At 60.5% G+C, this 15,115-nt stretch carries 12 protein-coding genes; 3 read left to right on the top strand and 9 right to left on the bottom strand.

Translation table 11 applies throughout. The annotated features are described in order from the left end of the window. Nucleotides 1-828 carry an ammonia-dependent NAD(+) synthetase gene (nadE, locus tag CKW35_RS17050; protein WP_016489425.1) on the top strand — a complete coding sequence of 276 codons (828 nt, stop codon included), beginning with the start codon at nt 1-3 and terminating at the stop codon, nt 826-828. A gap of 114 nt (nt 829-942) precedes the next feature. Here nadE and azu read toward each other — a convergent pair whose 3' ends face one another. Next, a complete protein-coding gene (gene azu / locus CKW35_RS17045) occupies nt 943-1,392 on the bottom strand; it encodes an azurin (protein WP_024717363.1) in 450 nt (149 codons plus the stop codon). A 349-nt stretch (nt 1,393-1,741) separates the two neighbouring features. Here azu and CKW35_RS17040 point away from each other — a divergent pair, with 349 nt between their 5' ends. Beyond that, on the top strand, nt 1,742-2,329 hold the full coding sequence (locus tag CKW35_RS17040) for a TIGR00730 family Rossman fold protein (RefSeq protein WP_060516804.1): 588 nt from the start codon (nt 1,742-1,744) through the stop codon (nt 2,327-2,329). 128 nt (nt 2,330-2,457) lie between these two features. Here CKW35_RS17040 and CKW35_RS17035 read toward each other — a convergent pair whose 3' ends face one another. After that, the gene (locus tag CKW35_RS17035) at nt 2,458-4,758 is read right to left on the bottom strand and encodes a YgiQ family radical SAM protein (protein ID WP_095116451.1); all 2,301 of its coding nucleotides are present in this window, start codon (nt 4,756-4,758) and stop codon (nt 2,458-2,460) included. A gap of 1,156 nt (nt 4,759-5,914) precedes the next feature. Here CKW35_RS17035 and CKW35_RS17030 point away from each other — a divergent pair. Next, nucleotides 5,915-7,519 carry an ATP-binding cassette domain-containing protein gene (locus CKW35_RS17030; RefSeq protein ID WP_023046913.1) on the top strand — a complete coding sequence of 535 codons (1,605 nt, stop codon included), beginning with the start codon at nt 5,915-5,917 and terminating at the stop codon, nt 7,517-7,519. 171 nt (nt 7,520-7,690) lie between these two features. Here CKW35_RS17030 and dnaB read toward each other — a convergent pair whose 3' ends face one another. The 7 genes from dnaB to rnr form a co-directional block, all read right to left on the bottom strand. After that, on the bottom strand, nt 7,691-9,088 hold the full coding sequence (gene dnaB, locus CKW35_RS17025; RefSeq protein ID WP_023046912.1) for a replicative DNA helicase: 1,398 nt from the start codon (nt 9,086-9,088) through the stop codon (nt 7,691-7,693). Between the two features lie 113 nt (nt 9,089-9,201). Further along, the gene (gene rplI, locus CKW35_RS17020) at nt 9,202-9,648 is read right to left on the bottom strand and encodes a 50S ribosomal protein L9 (protein ID WP_012316464.1); all 447 of its coding nucleotides are present in this window, start codon (nt 9,646-9,648) and stop codon (nt 9,202-9,204) included. 20 nt (nt 9,649-9,668) lie between these two features. Next, the gene (locus CKW35_RS17015; RefSeq protein WP_016489435.1) at nt 9,669-10,532 is read right to left on the bottom strand and encodes a hypothetical protein; all 864 of its coding nucleotides are present in this window, start codon (nt 10,530-10,532) and stop codon (nt 9,669-9,671) included. Between the two features lie 33 nt (nt 10,533-10,565). Continuing rightward, a complete protein-coding gene (gene rpsR, locus CKW35_RS17010; protein WP_003249563.1) occupies nt 10,566-10,796 on the bottom strand; it encodes a 30S ribosomal protein S18 in 231 nt (76 codons plus the stop codon). A 28-nt stretch (nt 10,797-10,824) separates the two neighbouring features. Next, complete coding sequence (gene rpsF / locus CKW35_RS17005) at nt 10,825-11,250, bottom strand: 30S ribosomal protein S6 (protein ID WP_003249557.1); 426 nt, start codon at nt 11,248-11,250, stop codon at nt 10,825-10,827. Nucleotides 11,251-11,554: 304 nt separating this feature from the next. After that, nucleotides 11,555-12,301: a 23S rRNA (guanosine(2251)-2'-O)-methyltransferase RlmB gene (gene rlmB, locus CKW35_RS17000; RefSeq protein WP_016489436.1), complete on the bottom strand. Its 747-nt coding sequence runs from the start codon at nt 12,299-12,301 to the stop codon at nt 11,555-11,557. Continuing rightward, nucleotides 12,298-14,883, bottom strand: coding sequence for a ribonuclease R (gene rnr, locus CKW35_RS16995; protein WP_070086515.1), 2,586 nt, complete (start codon nt 14,881-14,883; stop codon nt 12,298-12,300). Before rnr ends, rlmB begins: the two co-directional genes overlap by 4 nt. Nucleotides 14,884-15,115 lie beyond the last annotated feature (232 nt).

The following is a 15,115-nucleotide window of genomic DNA, read 5'->3' as shown; positions in this document are numbered from 1 at the left end:
ATGCAAGCGGTTCAGCAAGAGATTGCCCAGGCACTGAAGGTACAGCCGCCGTTCGCCGACACCGCCGCGCTCGAGGCCGAAGTCGCCCGCCGCGTGGCCTTCATCAAGGACTGCCTGGCCAATGCCCGGCTCAAGACCCTGGTGCTGGGCATCAGCGGTGGTGTCGACTCGCTGACTGCCGCCTTGCTCGCCCAGCGCGCCGTGAATGAATTGCGCGCAGAAACCGGCGACAAGGCATACACCTTCATTGCCGTGCGCCTGCCCTACCAGGTGCAGCATGACGAGCATGACGCCCAGGCATGCCTGGACGTGATCAAGGCCGATGAAGTGCACACGGTGGATATCGCCCCGGCGGTGCGGGCATTGGCCGCTGAAGTGGTGGAATTGAAGAACGGCTCGCCGACGCTGGTGGACTTCGTGGTCGGCAACGTCAAGGCACGGACGCGTATGGTCGCCCAGTACACCATCGCCGGCGCTCGCGCAGGCCTGGTGATCGGTACCGACCACGCCGCTGAAGCGGTGATGGGCTTCTTTACCAAGTTTGGTGATGGTGCCTGCGACCTGGCGCCCCTGAGCGGGCTGGTGAAGAACCAGGTACGGGCGATTGCGCGCAGCTTTGGCGCACCGGAGTCACTGGTGGAGAAGGTGCCGACGGCGGACCTTGAAGACCTGGAGCCGGGCAAGCCGGACGAAGCATCCCATGGCGTGACCTACCAGCAGATCGACGCCTTCCTGCATGGGTTGCCGGTTGATCAGGCGGCATTCGACATCATCGTCGCTACCTACCGCAAGACCCAGCACAAGCGCGAACTGCCGTTCGCCCCATAAAAGCTTCGCGGGCACGCCCGCTCCCACAGGATTTTCACTGCCCTTGAAAACAGTGCTTACCCTGTGGGAGCGGGCGTGCCCGCGAATAGGCCCGAGAGGCCTACACAGCTGTCATTACTTGACTACAACCTTGCCTTTCATCATCGAGATGTGGCCTGGGAAGGTGCAGAAGAAGCTGTAGTCACCACCGGCCTCCAGCTTGGAAGTGTCGAACTTCACTTCGGTCTCTTTTTCCGGTGCGCCGATCATCGCAGTGTGGGCGATGATGTTGGCGTTATCTTCCTTCAGGTAGCCTTTTTCGATGCCCTGAGTCATGCCTTCAGTGGCAATGCCCTGCATGTCGGCAGTCTTGCTGATCACCAGGTTGTGGCCCATGACGTTCTTAGGCAGGTTGCCGGAGTGGGTCAGTTTGACGGTGAATTCCTTGCAGCTCTTGTCGACGGTGAATTCTTTGCTGGTGTAGGACATCTGGTCCGTCGATTCAACAGTCACCGAGCATTCGGCTGCAAAGACAGAGGCGCTGGCGAGGGTCAGCAGGGATACCGCTACAGCTTTCGCAAACATCATGAATCTCCTTGGCAGGGTTTTATCAATTGCGAGACTGCCTGAAACCGTTCAGCCCCTTGCTGATATGGGTCAAGGGGGTGTCAACAGGCCAGCCAGTAGAATTGTTCAATGGATTGTATACAACCAATCTAAGAGCACATCATGCCCTTTTAATAGACGATGGGACAACCTCTCATTTAGGAGCAATACCAAATGCCCATCTCTGCATTTATCAACAGCCTGCTCGCCGCCTATGCCCACGGGGCAACGGGCGCCATCTGCGAATTCTCCCGCCCGGAATGAACGTGGCCTTGGAAGCGACGGGCATGCGCCGTACCCTGTCCACCTGAGTGACAGGAGATGAGCAATGCCCGTACGTTCCGTTTGTGTGTTCTGCGGCGCCAGCATCGGCGCCACCCCTGCCTACCGTGAAGCAGCCATCGCACTTGGCCAGGCCATTGCGCGCCGCGGTCTGACCCTGGTGTATGGCGGCGGCGCTGTCGGCCTGATGGGCACTGTTGCCGACGCGGCCATGGCGGCCGGTGGCGAAGTGATCGGGATCATTCCCGAAAGCCTGATGAACGCCGAAATCGGCCACAAGGGCCTCAGCCGCCTGGAAGTGGTCGACGGCATGCATGCCCGCAAGGCACGCATGGCCGAGCTTAGCGATGCCTTCATCGCCCTGCCGGGTGGGCTGGGTACGCTGGAAGAATTGTTCGAGGTATGGACCTGGGGGCAACTGGGCTATCACGCCAAGCCGCTGGGGCTGCTGGATGTGAACGGCTTCTATGCGAAGCTGGGCGGGTTCCTCGACCATATCGTCGAAGAAGGCTTTGTGCGGCCGCAACATCGGGCGATGTTGCTGCTGGGGCAGCAGCCAGACGCGCTGCTGGACGGGATGGACAGCTTTGTGGCGCCGGTGGTGCCGAAGTGGGTCGACAAGCAGCCTGATTAAAGCTGAGATTTTTGGGACCGCTTTGCGGTCCTTTCGCGGCACAAGGCCGCTCCTACAGGGAATCGCGGTTTCTTGTAGGAGCGGCCTTGTGCCGCGAAAGGGCTGCAAAGCAGCCCCAACTAGATCAATCAGCGCGGAATAACGGGCTGACGCGGCTTCTTGTTACCCTTGCCGCCCTTGGCTGCTTCCTTGCGTTCCTTGGCCGCCTGCTGGTTACGCGCAAACGCCTCGGCCTTGGCCTTCTCACGCTTGTCCCACGGCTTGCTGCCATCGCTGCCACGCGGTGGCAGGCCGGTGTGCTGGGTCAGGATCTTCTGCTCCTTGCCCACCTTGTGGCTGCCCGCAGGCGTCGAGTTCTTGCGGCGCGCGCTCTGGTACGTGTCGGATTGCGGCTGGTGCAGCGGGATCAGCTGGTGCTTGCCCGGCCCGATCAGGTCGGCGCGGCCCATACGCTCCAGCGCTTCACGCAGCATCGGCCAGCCCTTCGGGTCGTGGTAGCGCAAGAACGCCTTGTGCAGGCGGCGTTGCTCGTCGCTCTTGACGATCTCCACCCCTTCACTCTTGTAGGTCACCTTGCGCAGCGGGTTCTTGCCCGAGTGGTACATGGCCGTGGCCGAGGCCATCGGCGACGGGTAGAACGCCTGCACCTGGTCGGCGCGGAAGCCGTTGCCCTTCAGCCACAGGGCCAGGTTCATCATGTCTTCGTCGGTGGTGCCCGGGTGCGCGGCGATGAAGTACGGGATCAGGTACTGCTCCTTGCCCGCCTCTTTCGAGTATTTCTCGAACATACGCTTGAAGCGGTCGTACGAGCCGATGCCCGGCTTCATCATCTTGTCCAGCGGGCCACGCTCGGTGTGCTCCGGGGCAATCTTCAGGTAGCCGCCAACGTGGTGGGTAACCAGTTCCTTGACGTACTCTGGCGACTCCACGGCCAGGTCATAGCGCAGGCCCGAGGCGATCAGGATCTTCTTCACACCTGGCAAGGCACGGGCCTTGCGGTACAGCTCGATCAGCGAGCTGTGGTCGGTGTTGAGGTTTTCGCAGATACCCGGGAACACGCACGACGGCTTGCGGCAGTGCTTCTCGATTTCATGACTCTTGCAGGCGATGCGGTACATGTTGGCGGTCGGCCCGCCAAGGTCGGAGACCACGCCGGTGAAGCCCGGCACCTTGTCGCGCATTTCTTCGATCTCGTGCAGGATCGACTCGTGCGAGCGGTTCTGGATGATGCGGCCTTCGTGCTCGGTGATCGAGCAGAAGGTGCAGCCACCGAAGCAGCCACGCATGATGTTCACCGAGAAACGGATCATCTCGTAGGCCGGGATGCGCTCCTTGCCATAGGCCGGGTGCGGGACACGGGCGTAAGGCATGCCGAACACGTAGTCCATTTCTTCGGTGGTCATGGGGATGGGTGGCGGGTTGAACCACACATCCACTTCGCCATGCTTCTGCACCAGGGCGCGGGCGTTGCCCGGGTTGGTCTCCAGGTGCAGCACGCGGTTGGCGTGAGCATAGAGCACCGGGTCGTTACGTACCTTTTCGAACGATGGCAGGCGGATCACCGACTTTTCCCGGGTCACGGCCGGGCTGTCGAGAATCTGTACCACCTTGGCTTCGTTCGGGTCTTCCTGGTCGCCCTTGGCCTGCTCGATGGCGCAGGCCTGGGTGTCCTGGGTGTTGACGTACGGGTTGATGATCTTGTCGACGCGGCCTGGGCGGTCGATGCGGGTGGAGTCGATCTCGTACCAGCCCTGCGGGGTATCACGGCGCACGAACGCGGTGCCGCGGATGTCAGTGATGCTCTCGATCGTCTCGCCACTGGCCAGGCGCTGAGCCACTTCCACCACCGCACGCTCGGCGTTGCCGAAGAGCAGGATGTCGGCGCTGGCGTCGATCAGGATCGAATGGCGGACCTTGTCCTGCCAGTAGTCGTAGTGGGCGATGCGGCGCAGCGAAGCCTCGATGCCGCCGAGTACGATCGGCACATGCTTGTAGGCTTCCTTGCAGCGCTGGCTGTACACCAGGCTGGCGCGGTCCGGTCGGCTGCCGGCCAGGCCACCAGGGGTGTAGGCGTCGTCGGAACGGATCTTCTTGTCGGCGGTGTAGCGGTTGATCATGGAGTCCATGTTGCCTGCGGCCACGCCGAAGAACAGGTTCGGCTCGCCAAGCTTCATGAAGTCGTCTTTCGACTGCCAGTTTGGCTGGGCAATGATGCCCACGCGAAAGCCCTGGGCTTCCAGCAGACGGCCGATGATGGCCATGCCGAACGACGGATGGTCGACGTAGGCGTCCCCGGTCACGATGATGATGTCGCAGGAATCCCAGCCGAGCAGATCCATCTCCTCCCTGCTCATCGGCAGGAAAGGTGCTGGCCCGAAGCATTCGGCCCAGTACTTGGGATAGTCGTAGAGTGGTTTGGCTGCTTGCATGTCAGTGACCGGTTCTGGTGTGCAGGGAAATCGCGGGCGCGGAATATAGCACAAATTTTGACCAAATCCGACTGTCTTCGTGGGGATTGGTGGGTTGGGCGACGGTTGGGTGTAGGCTGCCAGGTGCTGGGCTTGGGGCTTGTGATGAGGTCGCCAAGTGTTCGCCGCAGCAGTTTCAGCGCCTGTGAGATCGAGCGCCGCGCGGGCGGCGCTTCGCGGGGCAAGCCCGCTCCCACATTTGTTTCGGGCCAGTTATGCCTGAGCAATAGCCGCGCGCACCCCGGGTGCATGGCTGAAGAGTGATTAAGAGCAGCGATGCAACCTTCAATATCGAAGGAAACAAACGAGGCGGCCAGCGGTGGACTCACAGAAGGGGCTGGCCCGAAAAAGATGTGGGAGCGGGCTTGCCCCGCGAAGCGCCGCGCGGGCGGCGCTCGATCTCATAGGCGCTGAAACTGCTGTGGCGAACACCTGTCAGCCCTCATGCGTCGCGGGCACGCCCGCTCCCACAGGTACTGTGCAAGCCTGAAAGCTGTGGTGTCTTGTGGGAGCGGGTTCACCCGCGAAAGGGCCCGGCCAGACGCACTATCAATCAAGCCTTACGGTGGGCATTCGGCCTGAATAGAGCTGTGTTCAAGGAGTGGGGATCGAGGGGTGGATCGGGGATAATTTTCAGCATGCTACAGCTCTCTGTAGATTCACACAGAGCCGCACTCATGACTTGCAGTGTGATGGGTGGCGGTCACGTACGGGTCTGCAAGACCGGACAGAGAACGAAAACCTCCCGCACGCAGCCACCATCAAGCGAGCCCGATGGCGCGTGCCATTGGCTTGCGGTGAACAACATTCGTTCCTGATCGGGCTTGTAGGCCCGGTCGCTGTTTTTACAACGACAGGGCCAGACTAGGCCGCCCAGAAAACCACCGCAATGGTGTAAAGGCCGTAGGAAGCTATTTCAGAAATGGCCTACGCGCAACGGGAAAAATCTGATCATGTCCTGCCAAACAGCGCCAGCCGGATACATTTCCAAACTCTTGGCAGGCAGACAACCAGCCGGACTTGTTGAAAGATACGCCCTTCCAGCAACACACCATTCCACAGCCTCTCTAGCCAATCAGGCCCGGCATCCACCTCCTGCAGAACGCACGCAAGGCATATGCATATCTATCGAGGAATCATCGCAGCTCTGAGCGCAACACTAGTGTTGAAAGTCGCGACCGTCGTACCAGCCCTGATCCTGGCTGACATTATCGACAACCTGTCCACATCGGCCTCGTCTTCATTCATTCTGCTCGGTGCCTTCATATGCCTTGTCGCGCTACAAGCCTCGTTGACCCCTTTGCAAGCCTGGTGCCTGGCGCGGCTCTGCCAAGAGCGCGTGAAGCAGCTTTCGATGCGCTGGTGCCGAGGGTTGCTGGACAAACGCTTCGAGGCTTATGGACAACTCCATGGCGGGACCTTGGTAAAGGTACTGGATAGAGGAATAACGGCCCAGGAACGATGGCTAGGCTTTCTGATTGGCTCAGCATGGCCGGTACTGGCCGAAGCGGTGGTGCTGGTCACACTGTTCGCATACCTCGGGGCTACTTCGGTATTAATCGGCCTCATCCCCTTGAGCTTGGCATATCTATGGGCCAACGATCGCCTGATACGCTGGCGTAGGCCTCATATCGAGGCCGTAAACTCGCGAGAGGATGAACTGGCGGAACAATGGGTGGATACCTTCGCCAGCGCGGCAACGGTCAAACTGGAAAGGGCTGAGGATGCGGCAATGCTCCCGGTCAACCAGACACTCTCGGACTATGCCGATTCAGCAGTGCGGGTAGCCCGCAGCGGGGGTTGGCTTCAGGGCTTGCGTACCCTGTTCATTGGCCTGGGCAGTGGTGGTGTGCTGTTGTGGGGCATCCATGATCAATCCCAGGCAACGCCGCATCTGAGCCTGGGCGAGCTTGTTGCCCTCATTACGCTGGTGACTGGGTTGCTCGCAAGCGTTGCACAACTGGCGGAAGCCTGGCGGGTACTCGACCAGTTCCGGCTCGACAAACGCAAGCTCGAACACTGGCTCCAACTCCCAGTGTTCGGCCCGACAGACTCCATGGAGGCAGAGCCCTTGGATGAAAACGCAGGGCTTCGCATCACCCCCTGCCAACTCAGCGCTCGAAATGCGCTGCAACTGCTGATCAATGAGCCCTTGGTAATACGGGCAGGAGAACGAGTCGCGCTGGTTGGGCCCAGCGGGTGTGGTAAATCGACACTTCTGCATGCGCTCGCAGGAACGGTATTCCAGTTGCGCAAGCACGTTCACTTGTATGGCAGAAGCCTGGCTGCGCTCGAGGGGTGTGAGCAGTTCAGTCGTTTACGACTCTGCCCTCAGGATGCGCATTTCATACCCGGCCCCCTGTCCCGCGCAGTGCTGTTCGAACATGCTCATGATCGCGCTCAGATCGAACAATGGCTTGAGCGACTGGGCTTGAGCAAAGACTGGTACGAACTTGATCTGGATGCACGCGCAGAATCCATTTCGGGTGGCGAGGCGCGCAGGCTGACGTTGCTGCGGGTACTTAACCAGCCTGGCGATTTCAATTTCTTTGACGAGCCTACAAGCGGCCTAGATGCCGGATCGGCAGAGCAGACCTGGGATCTGCTGTTCGAAACACTCCACGGGAAGGGGCTGATCTGCGTTACTCATGATCAAAGTGCCCTGTCGCGATTTGATCGGGTAATCACGATGAGCGAAGGGCGGATTGTCAGTCAGTGCTAAAAGCCACGTTTCTTTAATCGGGGCCGCTTTGCGGCCCATCGCCGGCAAGCCAGACTCCCATGGGTACGGTGCAAAGCTTGAGATTTACGCCGTACCTGTGGGAGCCTGGCTTGCCGGCGATGGGCGGCGCAGCAGCACCAAAAGTCTTGAACCACTTATGACTTACTGGCGTTATTCGTCATCGTCGAAGTTGTACATACCCGGCGCAAGGTTCTCGAAGCGGGTGTACTTGCCGATAAATGCCAGGCGTACGAAACCGATAGGGCCGTTACGCTGTTTACCGATGATGATTTCCGCAATCCCCTTGTGCTCGGTCTCGGGGTGATAAACCTCGTCCCGGTACACGAACATGATCACGTCGGCGTCCTGCTCGATTGCACCCGATTCACGCAAGTCGGAGTTCACCGGGCGTTTGTTGGGGCGCTGTTCCAGGGAGCGGTTCAGCTGCGACAGGGCGATGACCGGGCAGTTGAACTCCTTGGCCAGGGCCTTGAGCGAGCGGGAGATTTCGGAAATTTCGTTGGTGCGGTTGTCACCGGAAGAGCCCGGAATCTGCATCAGCTGCAGGTAGTCGACCATGATCATGCCGATTTCGCCATGCTCACGCGCCAGACGACGCGTGCGCGCACGCATTTCCGACGGGCTGATGCCGGCAGTATCGTCGATGAACAGCTTGCGGTCGTTGAGCAGGTTGACTGCGGAGGTAAGCCGCGGCCAGTCGTCGTCGTCCAGTTGGCCTGAACGCACCTTGGTCTGGTCGATACGGCCCAACGACGACAGCATACGCATGATCAGCGATTCACCTGGCATCTCGAGGGAGAACACCAGCACCGCCTTTTCGCTGCGCAGAACGGCGTTTTCCACCAGGTTCATGGCGAAGGTGGTTTTACCCATCGACGGACGACCGGCGACAATGATCAAATCGGCTGCCTGCAGGCCGCTGGTTTTCTCGTCCAGGTCGGTGTAGCCAGTAGAAATACCGGTGATATCACTGTCGGAGTTGAACAGCGTATCGATGCGGTCGATGGCCATGGTCAACAGCTCGTTGACGCCTACCGGGCCGCCGGTCTTTGGCCGTGCTTCGGCGATCTGGAAGATCTGCCGCTCGGCATCGTCGAGAATCTCTGCAGCGTTGCGCCCCTGCGGGTTGAACGCGTTGTCGGCGATGTCGGAACTGATGCTGATCAGCTGGCGCAGTGTGGCCCGTTCGCGAATGATCGCGGCGTAGGCCTTGATGTTGGCCACCGACGGGGTGTTCTTGGCCAGCTCTGCCAAGTAAGCCAGGCCTCCTACCTGCGAGGACAGGCCTTCCTTGTCCAACTGCTCGTGCAGGGTCACCACGTCAAATGGCTGGTTGGCATCGGCCAACTTGTGCACGGCGCGGAAGATCAGCCGGTGGTCATGCCGGTAGAAATCGCCGTCCGACACCTGGTCCAGCACCCGCTCCCAGGCCTCATTGTCCAGCATCAGGCCACCGAGCACGGCCTGTTCGGCCTCGATGGAATGCGGCGGCACCTTCAGGGCGGCGGTTTGCAGGTCAAGCTGTTCGGAGGTTGTGATCTCGTTCATGGCCACGAAAGAATTCTGGAGGATGAAAAAGACAAAGGGCACGGCCTGTATAAAACAGGACCGTGCCCGATGTTAACCGCCTGACTCGCAAGGAGCCAGCCAGTTAGCGCAGCTTAGGCAGCTACGACAACCACACGTACGGTGGCTTCAACGTCGCTGTGCAGGTGCACGGCTACGTCGTATTCGCCAACCTGACGGATGGTGCCGTTCGGCAGACGAACTTCAGCCTTGGCCACTTCAACGCCGGAGGCGGTCAGGGCGTCAGCGATGTCGTGGGTGCCGATCGAACCGAACAGCTTGCCTTCGTCGCCAGCGGTGGCAGTGATGGTCACTTCCAGCTCGGCCAGTTGGGCAGCGCGGCTTTCAGCCGACGATTTACGGTCAGCAGCTGCTTTTTCCAGCTCGGCGCGACGCTCTTCGAACGCAGCCAGGTTGGCGGCGTTGGCAACGGTGGCCTTGCCGAATGGCAGCAGGAAGTTACGGCCGTAACCAGCCTTAACTTTTACTTTGTCGCCCAGGTTGCCCAGGTTAGCGACTTTTTCCAGCAGGATCAGTTCCATTTGGTAAAACCTCTTAACTTTTAACCTTCACCGTTCGCGGAGTCATTCCCCTTGGGGGACTTGCGACCGCGAAAATCAATCAGGCTGTCGACAATGGCCAAAACCACCAGCAACGGATAAATCAGCTGCATGATCAGCGGCAACGTCACGTACATGCCCACCAGCCAGAAACCGGCCAGTCGGCCCTGTGCCACCAGCCCATGCATCAAAGCGATGCCGGCCAGTACCAGTACCAGGCTCGAAGCCGATGCCAGGATGATGAACTGCGGCCCGATAAACGGAGCCACCACCATCACTGCCACCAAGACCGCCATGGTCTGTTTTGGCAGCTTCAGCGCGCGAAACTCGCGACCGAAGCCTCCAGGGTTGTACAACGCTGCCTGCCAGTAGCGCGCCAGCACCAAGGCCAGCACACTGAACAATTGCACCGTCACTGCTGTGGAGGCGACCAGCACAGGGCGGATCAGCTCACCGGAGAGTACCGGCTGCCCCTCGATTTTCGGCATGGCTTCGGCAAACGCCTTGGCCAGCACATCGAAGGTTTGGGCCAGCGCCAGATCGAGCACGAGGCTGAAAGCCACGGCGAACACGGCACTGACCAGCAACACCCGGCTCCAGGGATGCTCGGCACGCAACATGGCGGCCAGGGCCAAGGCACCCGCAATCACCAGAAAGGTGATGGGATCACCCATGACCCACACGGCCAGACCCGCCAGCAGGCCGCCGGCGATGACCGTTGTAGCATCCTTGAACCCACGCCGCAGCAGCACAAGGCTGCAGGCAGCGGCACTCAACCAGAACAGCAGCGGCAGTACCGCGCTGATGACCACCACGAGGGTGGCCTGCACACGACCGCGCATGATGAAACTTGCTAACGCTCGCATGCTAATCCCTTACTGCTTGTCGACGACCCGGTCTCAGCGGCCGTGGCTGTCGGTGTAGGGCAGCAGGGCCAGGAAGCGGGCGCGCTTGATAGCGGTAGCCAGCTGACGCTGATAACGAGCTTTGGTACCGGTGATGCGGCTTGGAACGATCTTGCCGGTTTCGGATACGTAAGCTTTCAGGGTGTTGAGATCTTTGAAGTCGATCTCTTTCACGTCTTCAGCAGTGAAGCGGCAGAATTTACGACGACGGAAGAAACGTGCCATTTAATAGGCTCCTCTAAAGGTCCGTGGATTACTCGTCAGCGTTATCGCTGGAGTCGCTGTCATTGCTGTCGTCGCCTTCGGCGGAGTCAGCATGCTCAGGACGCTCACGACGCTCACGGCGCTCGCTGCGGTTTTCTTCAGCCTTCAGCATCTCGGACTGGCCGGTAACGGCTTCGTCGCGACGGATGACCAGGTTACGGATAACGGCATCGTTGTAGCGGAAGTTGTCTTCCAGCTCGGCCAGGGCCTTGCCGGTGCACTCAACGTTCAGCATCACGTAGTGAGCCTTGTGAACATTGTTGATTGCGTAGGCCAGTTGACGACGGCCCCAGTCTTCCAGGCGGTGGATTTTGCCACCGTCTTCTTCGATCAGCTTGGTGTAACGCTCAACCATGCCGCCGACTTGCTCGCTCTGGTCCGGGTGAACCAGGAAGATGATTTCGTAATGACGCATGAATGCTCCTTACGGGTTAGTAGTCTGCCAGCGAATCTGGTCAGACAAGGAGTGAATGACACTGTATGTCTTGCACGGAGGGGAGGCACATGTGCGCCTGCCAGCTCGGCAAGGGGCGCAATTGTAGAGAAGGCGTGGCGCACAAGCAAGGTAATTGGCGAATATTTGAACAGCCTGAAACATATTCACAGGCTACCGGCCCTTTCGCGGGTAAACCCGCTCCCACAGGGCCCCCACTGCTTGTAAGCCAGTGAAAATCCTGTGGGAGCGGGCGCGCCCGCGAATGGCCCGCAACAGGGGAAGATCAGCGCTTGGCCTGACGCTGACGCACAGCCTCGAACAGGCAAACCCCGGTGGCCACCGAAACGTTCAGGCTGCTGACGCTACCGCCCATCGGCAACTTCACCAGGAAGTCGCAATGCTCGCGGGTCAGCCGGCGCATGCCTTTGCCTTCTGCGCCCATGATCATCACCAGAGGCCCGGTCAGATCTTGCTGGTAGATCTCCTGCTCAGCCTCGCCGGCGGTACCCACCACCCACAAGCCACGCTGCTGCAGCTTTTCCAGCGTGCGCGCGAGGTTGGTCACGGCCACCAGCGGAATCACCTCTGCCGCGCCGCACGCTACCTTGCGCACAACAGGCGTAAGGGTTGCAGACTTGTCCTTGGGCACGAGCACCGCCGTGGCACCGGCCGCATCGGCGGTGCGCAGGCACGCGCCAAGGTTGTGCGGGTCGGTGACACCGTCCAGCACCAGGATCAGCGGTGGCGTTTCGGTGCGCTCAAGCAACTCCTCGAGCATCAATTCGCCCCACACCTGGCTTGGGCTCACCTCGGCGACAACACCCTGGTGAACGCCTTCGACCCAGGCATCCATCTCACGGCGCTCGGCCTGGCCAACCTGCACACGGTTTTCTGCAGCCAGCGCCAGCAGGGTCTGCAGGCGTGGCTCGCTGCGCCCTTCCGACAGCCAGATCTGCTTGACCCGCTTCGGATGGTGCTGCAGCAACGCCTGCACGGCGTGCACGCCGTAGATCTTTTCCAGCTGACTCATGACTTGCTCTTGCTCTTGCGTGGTGCACCGGACTTCGGCGGGCCTTTACGGTGCTTGGTCGGCTTGCCGGCGGGCTTGCCGCCTTTGTCCGACTTGCTGCTGGACGAGCTGCCGGTGCGGGCATCGCTCATCAGCGCCTTTTTCATTTCACGGCTTTTGCGCACTTCGGCGTTACGCTGCACGGCGTCTTTCGGGAAATACGCCTCGGAGGTTTCGCTCTTGCGGCTGCGCGGCTTCGGCGTGGCCCTGGCCTCGACCGGTGCTGGCTCGGGCTTGTCGGCTTTGTCGGCAGCCGACGCGGCGCCGCGCTGCTTGCGGCCGATTGGCGCAGCCAGCGTCTTGTCAGCCACCTCGAAGTCGATCTTGCGCTCGTCCAGGTCAACACGCATGACCTTGACTTCAATCGAGTCGCCCAGGCGGAAGCTGCGCCCGGTGCGCTCACCGGACAGGCGGTGATGGACCGGATCGAAGTGGTAGTAGTCGCCCGGCAGCGCACTGACGTGCACCAGGCCTTCCACATAGATGTCGGTCAGTTCGACGAACAGGCCGAAACCGGTCACCGCAGTAATCACACCGGGGAAGGTTTCGCCCACGCGATCCTTCATGTACTCGCACTTGAGCCAGTTGACCACGTCACGGGTGGCTTCATCAGCACGGCGCTCGGTCATCGAGCACTGCTCGCCAAGCTGCTCGAGGGTGTTCTCGTCGTATGGGTAGATGCGCGCCTTTGGAATGCTCATGGCGCCGGCACGCTTGACGTGCGGGGTATCGACCTTGGAACGGATGATGCTGCGGATGGCGCGGTGCACCAGCAGGTCAGGGTAACGGCGGATCGGCGAGGTGAAGTGGGTGTACGCCTCGTAATTCAGCCCGAAGTGGCCGTTGTTCTCGGTGCTGTACACCGCCTGGCTCAGCGAGCGCAGCATGACTGTCTGGATCAGGTGGAAATCCGGGCGCCCGGCGATGCTCGCCAGCAGGGCCTGGTAATCCTTTGGCGACGGGTCCTTGCCCTTGTGCAGGCTCAGGCCCAGCTCGCCAAGGAAGGCACGCAGTTTTTCCAGGCGCTCCGGCGGCGGGCCGTCGTGCACGCGGTACAGTGCAGGCACGCCGTGCTTTTGCAGGAACTCGGCGGTGGCCACGTTGGCCGCCAGCATGCATTCCTCGATCAGCTTGTGGGCTTCGTTACGCACGGTCGGGCGAATTTCCGCAATTTTGCGCTCATCGCCGAAGATAATGCGGGTTTCCTGGGTTTCGAAGTCGATCGCACCCCGGGTGTGACGGGCATCCAACAGCACCTTGTACAGGTTGTACAGGTTCTTCAGGTCAGGCACGACCGCCTTGTACTCCTCGCGCAGCGCCTTGCCCTCACGGGTGCGGGCGTGCTCGAGCATGCTGCTGACCTTGTTGTAGGTCAGGCGGGCGTGGGAGTGGATGACACCTTCGTAGAACTGGTAGTCGACCATCTGGCCGGCTTTGTTCATGGTCATTTCACAGACCATGGCCAAGCGGTCGACGTGCGGGTTCAGCGAGCACAGGCCGTTGGACAGCTCTTCGGGGAGCATCGGCACCACACGCTCGGGGAAGTACACCGAGTTGCCGCGCTGCTGGGCCTCGACGTCCAGGGCCGAGCCCAGGCGCACGTAGCTGGACACGTCGGCGATGGCCACATACAGGCGCCAGCCACCGGAGAACAGGCGCAGTTTGCCCAGCGGCTCGCAATAGACAGCGTCATCGAAGTCGCGGGCGTCCTCACCGTCGATGGTGACGAATGGCAAATGACGCAGGTCGACACGCTTCTCTTTGTCTTTCTCTTCGACTTCAGAGCGGAACTTGCGCGCTTCCTTGACCACATCATCGGGCCAGACATGCGGGATGTCGTAGCTACGCAAGGCAACGTCGATTTCCATGCCCGGCGCCATGTAGTTGCCGATGACTTCTACCACATCGCCTTGCGGCTGGAAGCGCGGCGTTGGCCAGTGGGTGATCTTGATCTCGACGAACTGGCCGATCTTGGCACCACCGTTACGCCCGGCGGTCACCAGCACTTCTTGCTGGATCTTCGGGTTGTCCGGGGTTACGTAGCCGATGCCGCCTTCTTCAAAGTAACGGCCGACCACGCTTTCGTGGGCACGGGAAATGACCTCGACGATCACGCCTTCACGGCGCCCACGGCGGTCGGTACCCGACACGCGCGCCAGTGCGCGGTCGCCATCGAAGGCCAGGCGCATTTGCGACGGGCTGAGGAACAGGTCATCGCTGCCATCATCGGGGATGAGGAAACCAAACCCATCGCGGTGGCCGGAGATACGGCCGCAGATCAGGTCGAGCTTATCCACCGGGGCATAAGTGCCGCGCCGGGTATAGATAAGCTGGCCGTCGCGCTCCATGGCACGCAGACGGCGACGGAGGGCTTCGATCTGGTCTTCTTCATACAGACCAAACTCTTTCGCCAGTTCCTCGCGCGCAGCGGGCTCGCCACGGTCGGCAAGGCGTTGCAGGATCAGCTCACGGCTGGGAATGGGGTTGTCATATTTTTCCGCTTCGCGAGCGGCCTCGGGATCGAGGGATTGCCAATCGGCCATCAGAAGGGGTTCACCTTGGGGTATATAGATATGAATTCTGGCATAGGCCTATTGAAACCGGAAATGTCTGCCTTGGACAGCCCCCACTGCTGTGCATCCAGAGCAGTAATAGGCCTGTGGAATCAACAAGTTGAATTTTTTGAAATTTTTTTTGATTGGGGGGTTTACAGCCTTGGGGAGCGTCCGTATAGTGCGCACCACAACGACGGACAACCCCAACGTTGTAGTAGAG

This window comes from Pseudomonas sp. Irchel 3F3, assembly GCF_900187545.1.
GTDB lineage: Bacteria > Pseudomonadota > Gammaproteobacteria > Pseudomonadales > Pseudomonadaceae > Aquipseudomonas > Aquipseudomonas fortuita.
This window is presented reverse-complemented; position numbering and strand designations above follow the sequence as displayed.

Excerpts from the sequence above, each read along its gene's own strand:
- rpsR (WP_003249563.1), bottom strand. The coding sequence starts at position 10,796 with ATGGCACGTTTCTTCCGTCGTCGTAAATTCTGCCGCTTCACTGCTGAA.
- rpsF (WP_003249557.1), bottom strand. The coding sequence starts at position 11,250 with ATGCGTCATTACGAAATCATCTTCCTGGTTCACCCGGACCAGAGCGAG.
- CKW35_RS17015 (WP_016489435.1), bottom strand. The coding sequence starts at position 10,532 with ATGCGAGCGTTAGCAAGTTTCATCATGCGCGGTCGTGTGCAGGCCACC.
- rplI (WP_012316464.1), bottom strand. The coding sequence starts at position 9,648 with ATGGAACTGATCCTGCTGGAAAAAGTCGCTAACCTGGGCAACCTGGGC.
- CKW35_RS17035 (WP_095116451.1), bottom strand. The coding sequence starts at position 4,758 with ATGCAAGCAGCCAAACCACTCTACGACTATCCCAAGTACTGGGCCGAA.
- rlmB (WP_016489436.1), bottom strand. The coding sequence starts at position 12,301 with ATGAGTCAGCTGGAAAAGATCTACGGCGTGCACGCCGTGCAGGCGTTG.
- CKW35_RS17030 (WP_023046913.1), top strand. The coding sequence starts at position 5,915 with ATGCATATCTATCGAGGAATCATCGCAGCTCTGAGCGCAACACTAGTG.
- CKW35_RS17040 (WP_060516804.1), top strand. The coding sequence starts at position 1,742 with ATGCCCGTACGTTCCGTTTGTGTGTTCTGCGGCGCCAGCATCGGCGCC.
- rnr (WP_070086515.1), bottom strand. The coding sequence starts at position 14,883 with ATGGCCGATTGGCAATCCCTCGATCCCGAGGCCGCTCGCGAAGCGGAA.
- nadE (WP_016489425.1), top strand. The coding sequence starts at position 1 with ATGCAAGCGGTTCAGCAAGAGATTGCCCAGGCACTGAAGGTACAGCCG.
- dnaB (WP_023046912.1), bottom strand. The coding sequence starts at position 9,088 with ATGAACGAGATCACAACCTCCGAACAGCTTGACCTGCAAACCGCCGCC.
- azu (WP_024717363.1), bottom strand. The coding sequence starts at position 1,392 with ATGTTTGCGAAAGCTGTAGCGGTATCCCTGCTGACCCTCGCCAGCGCC.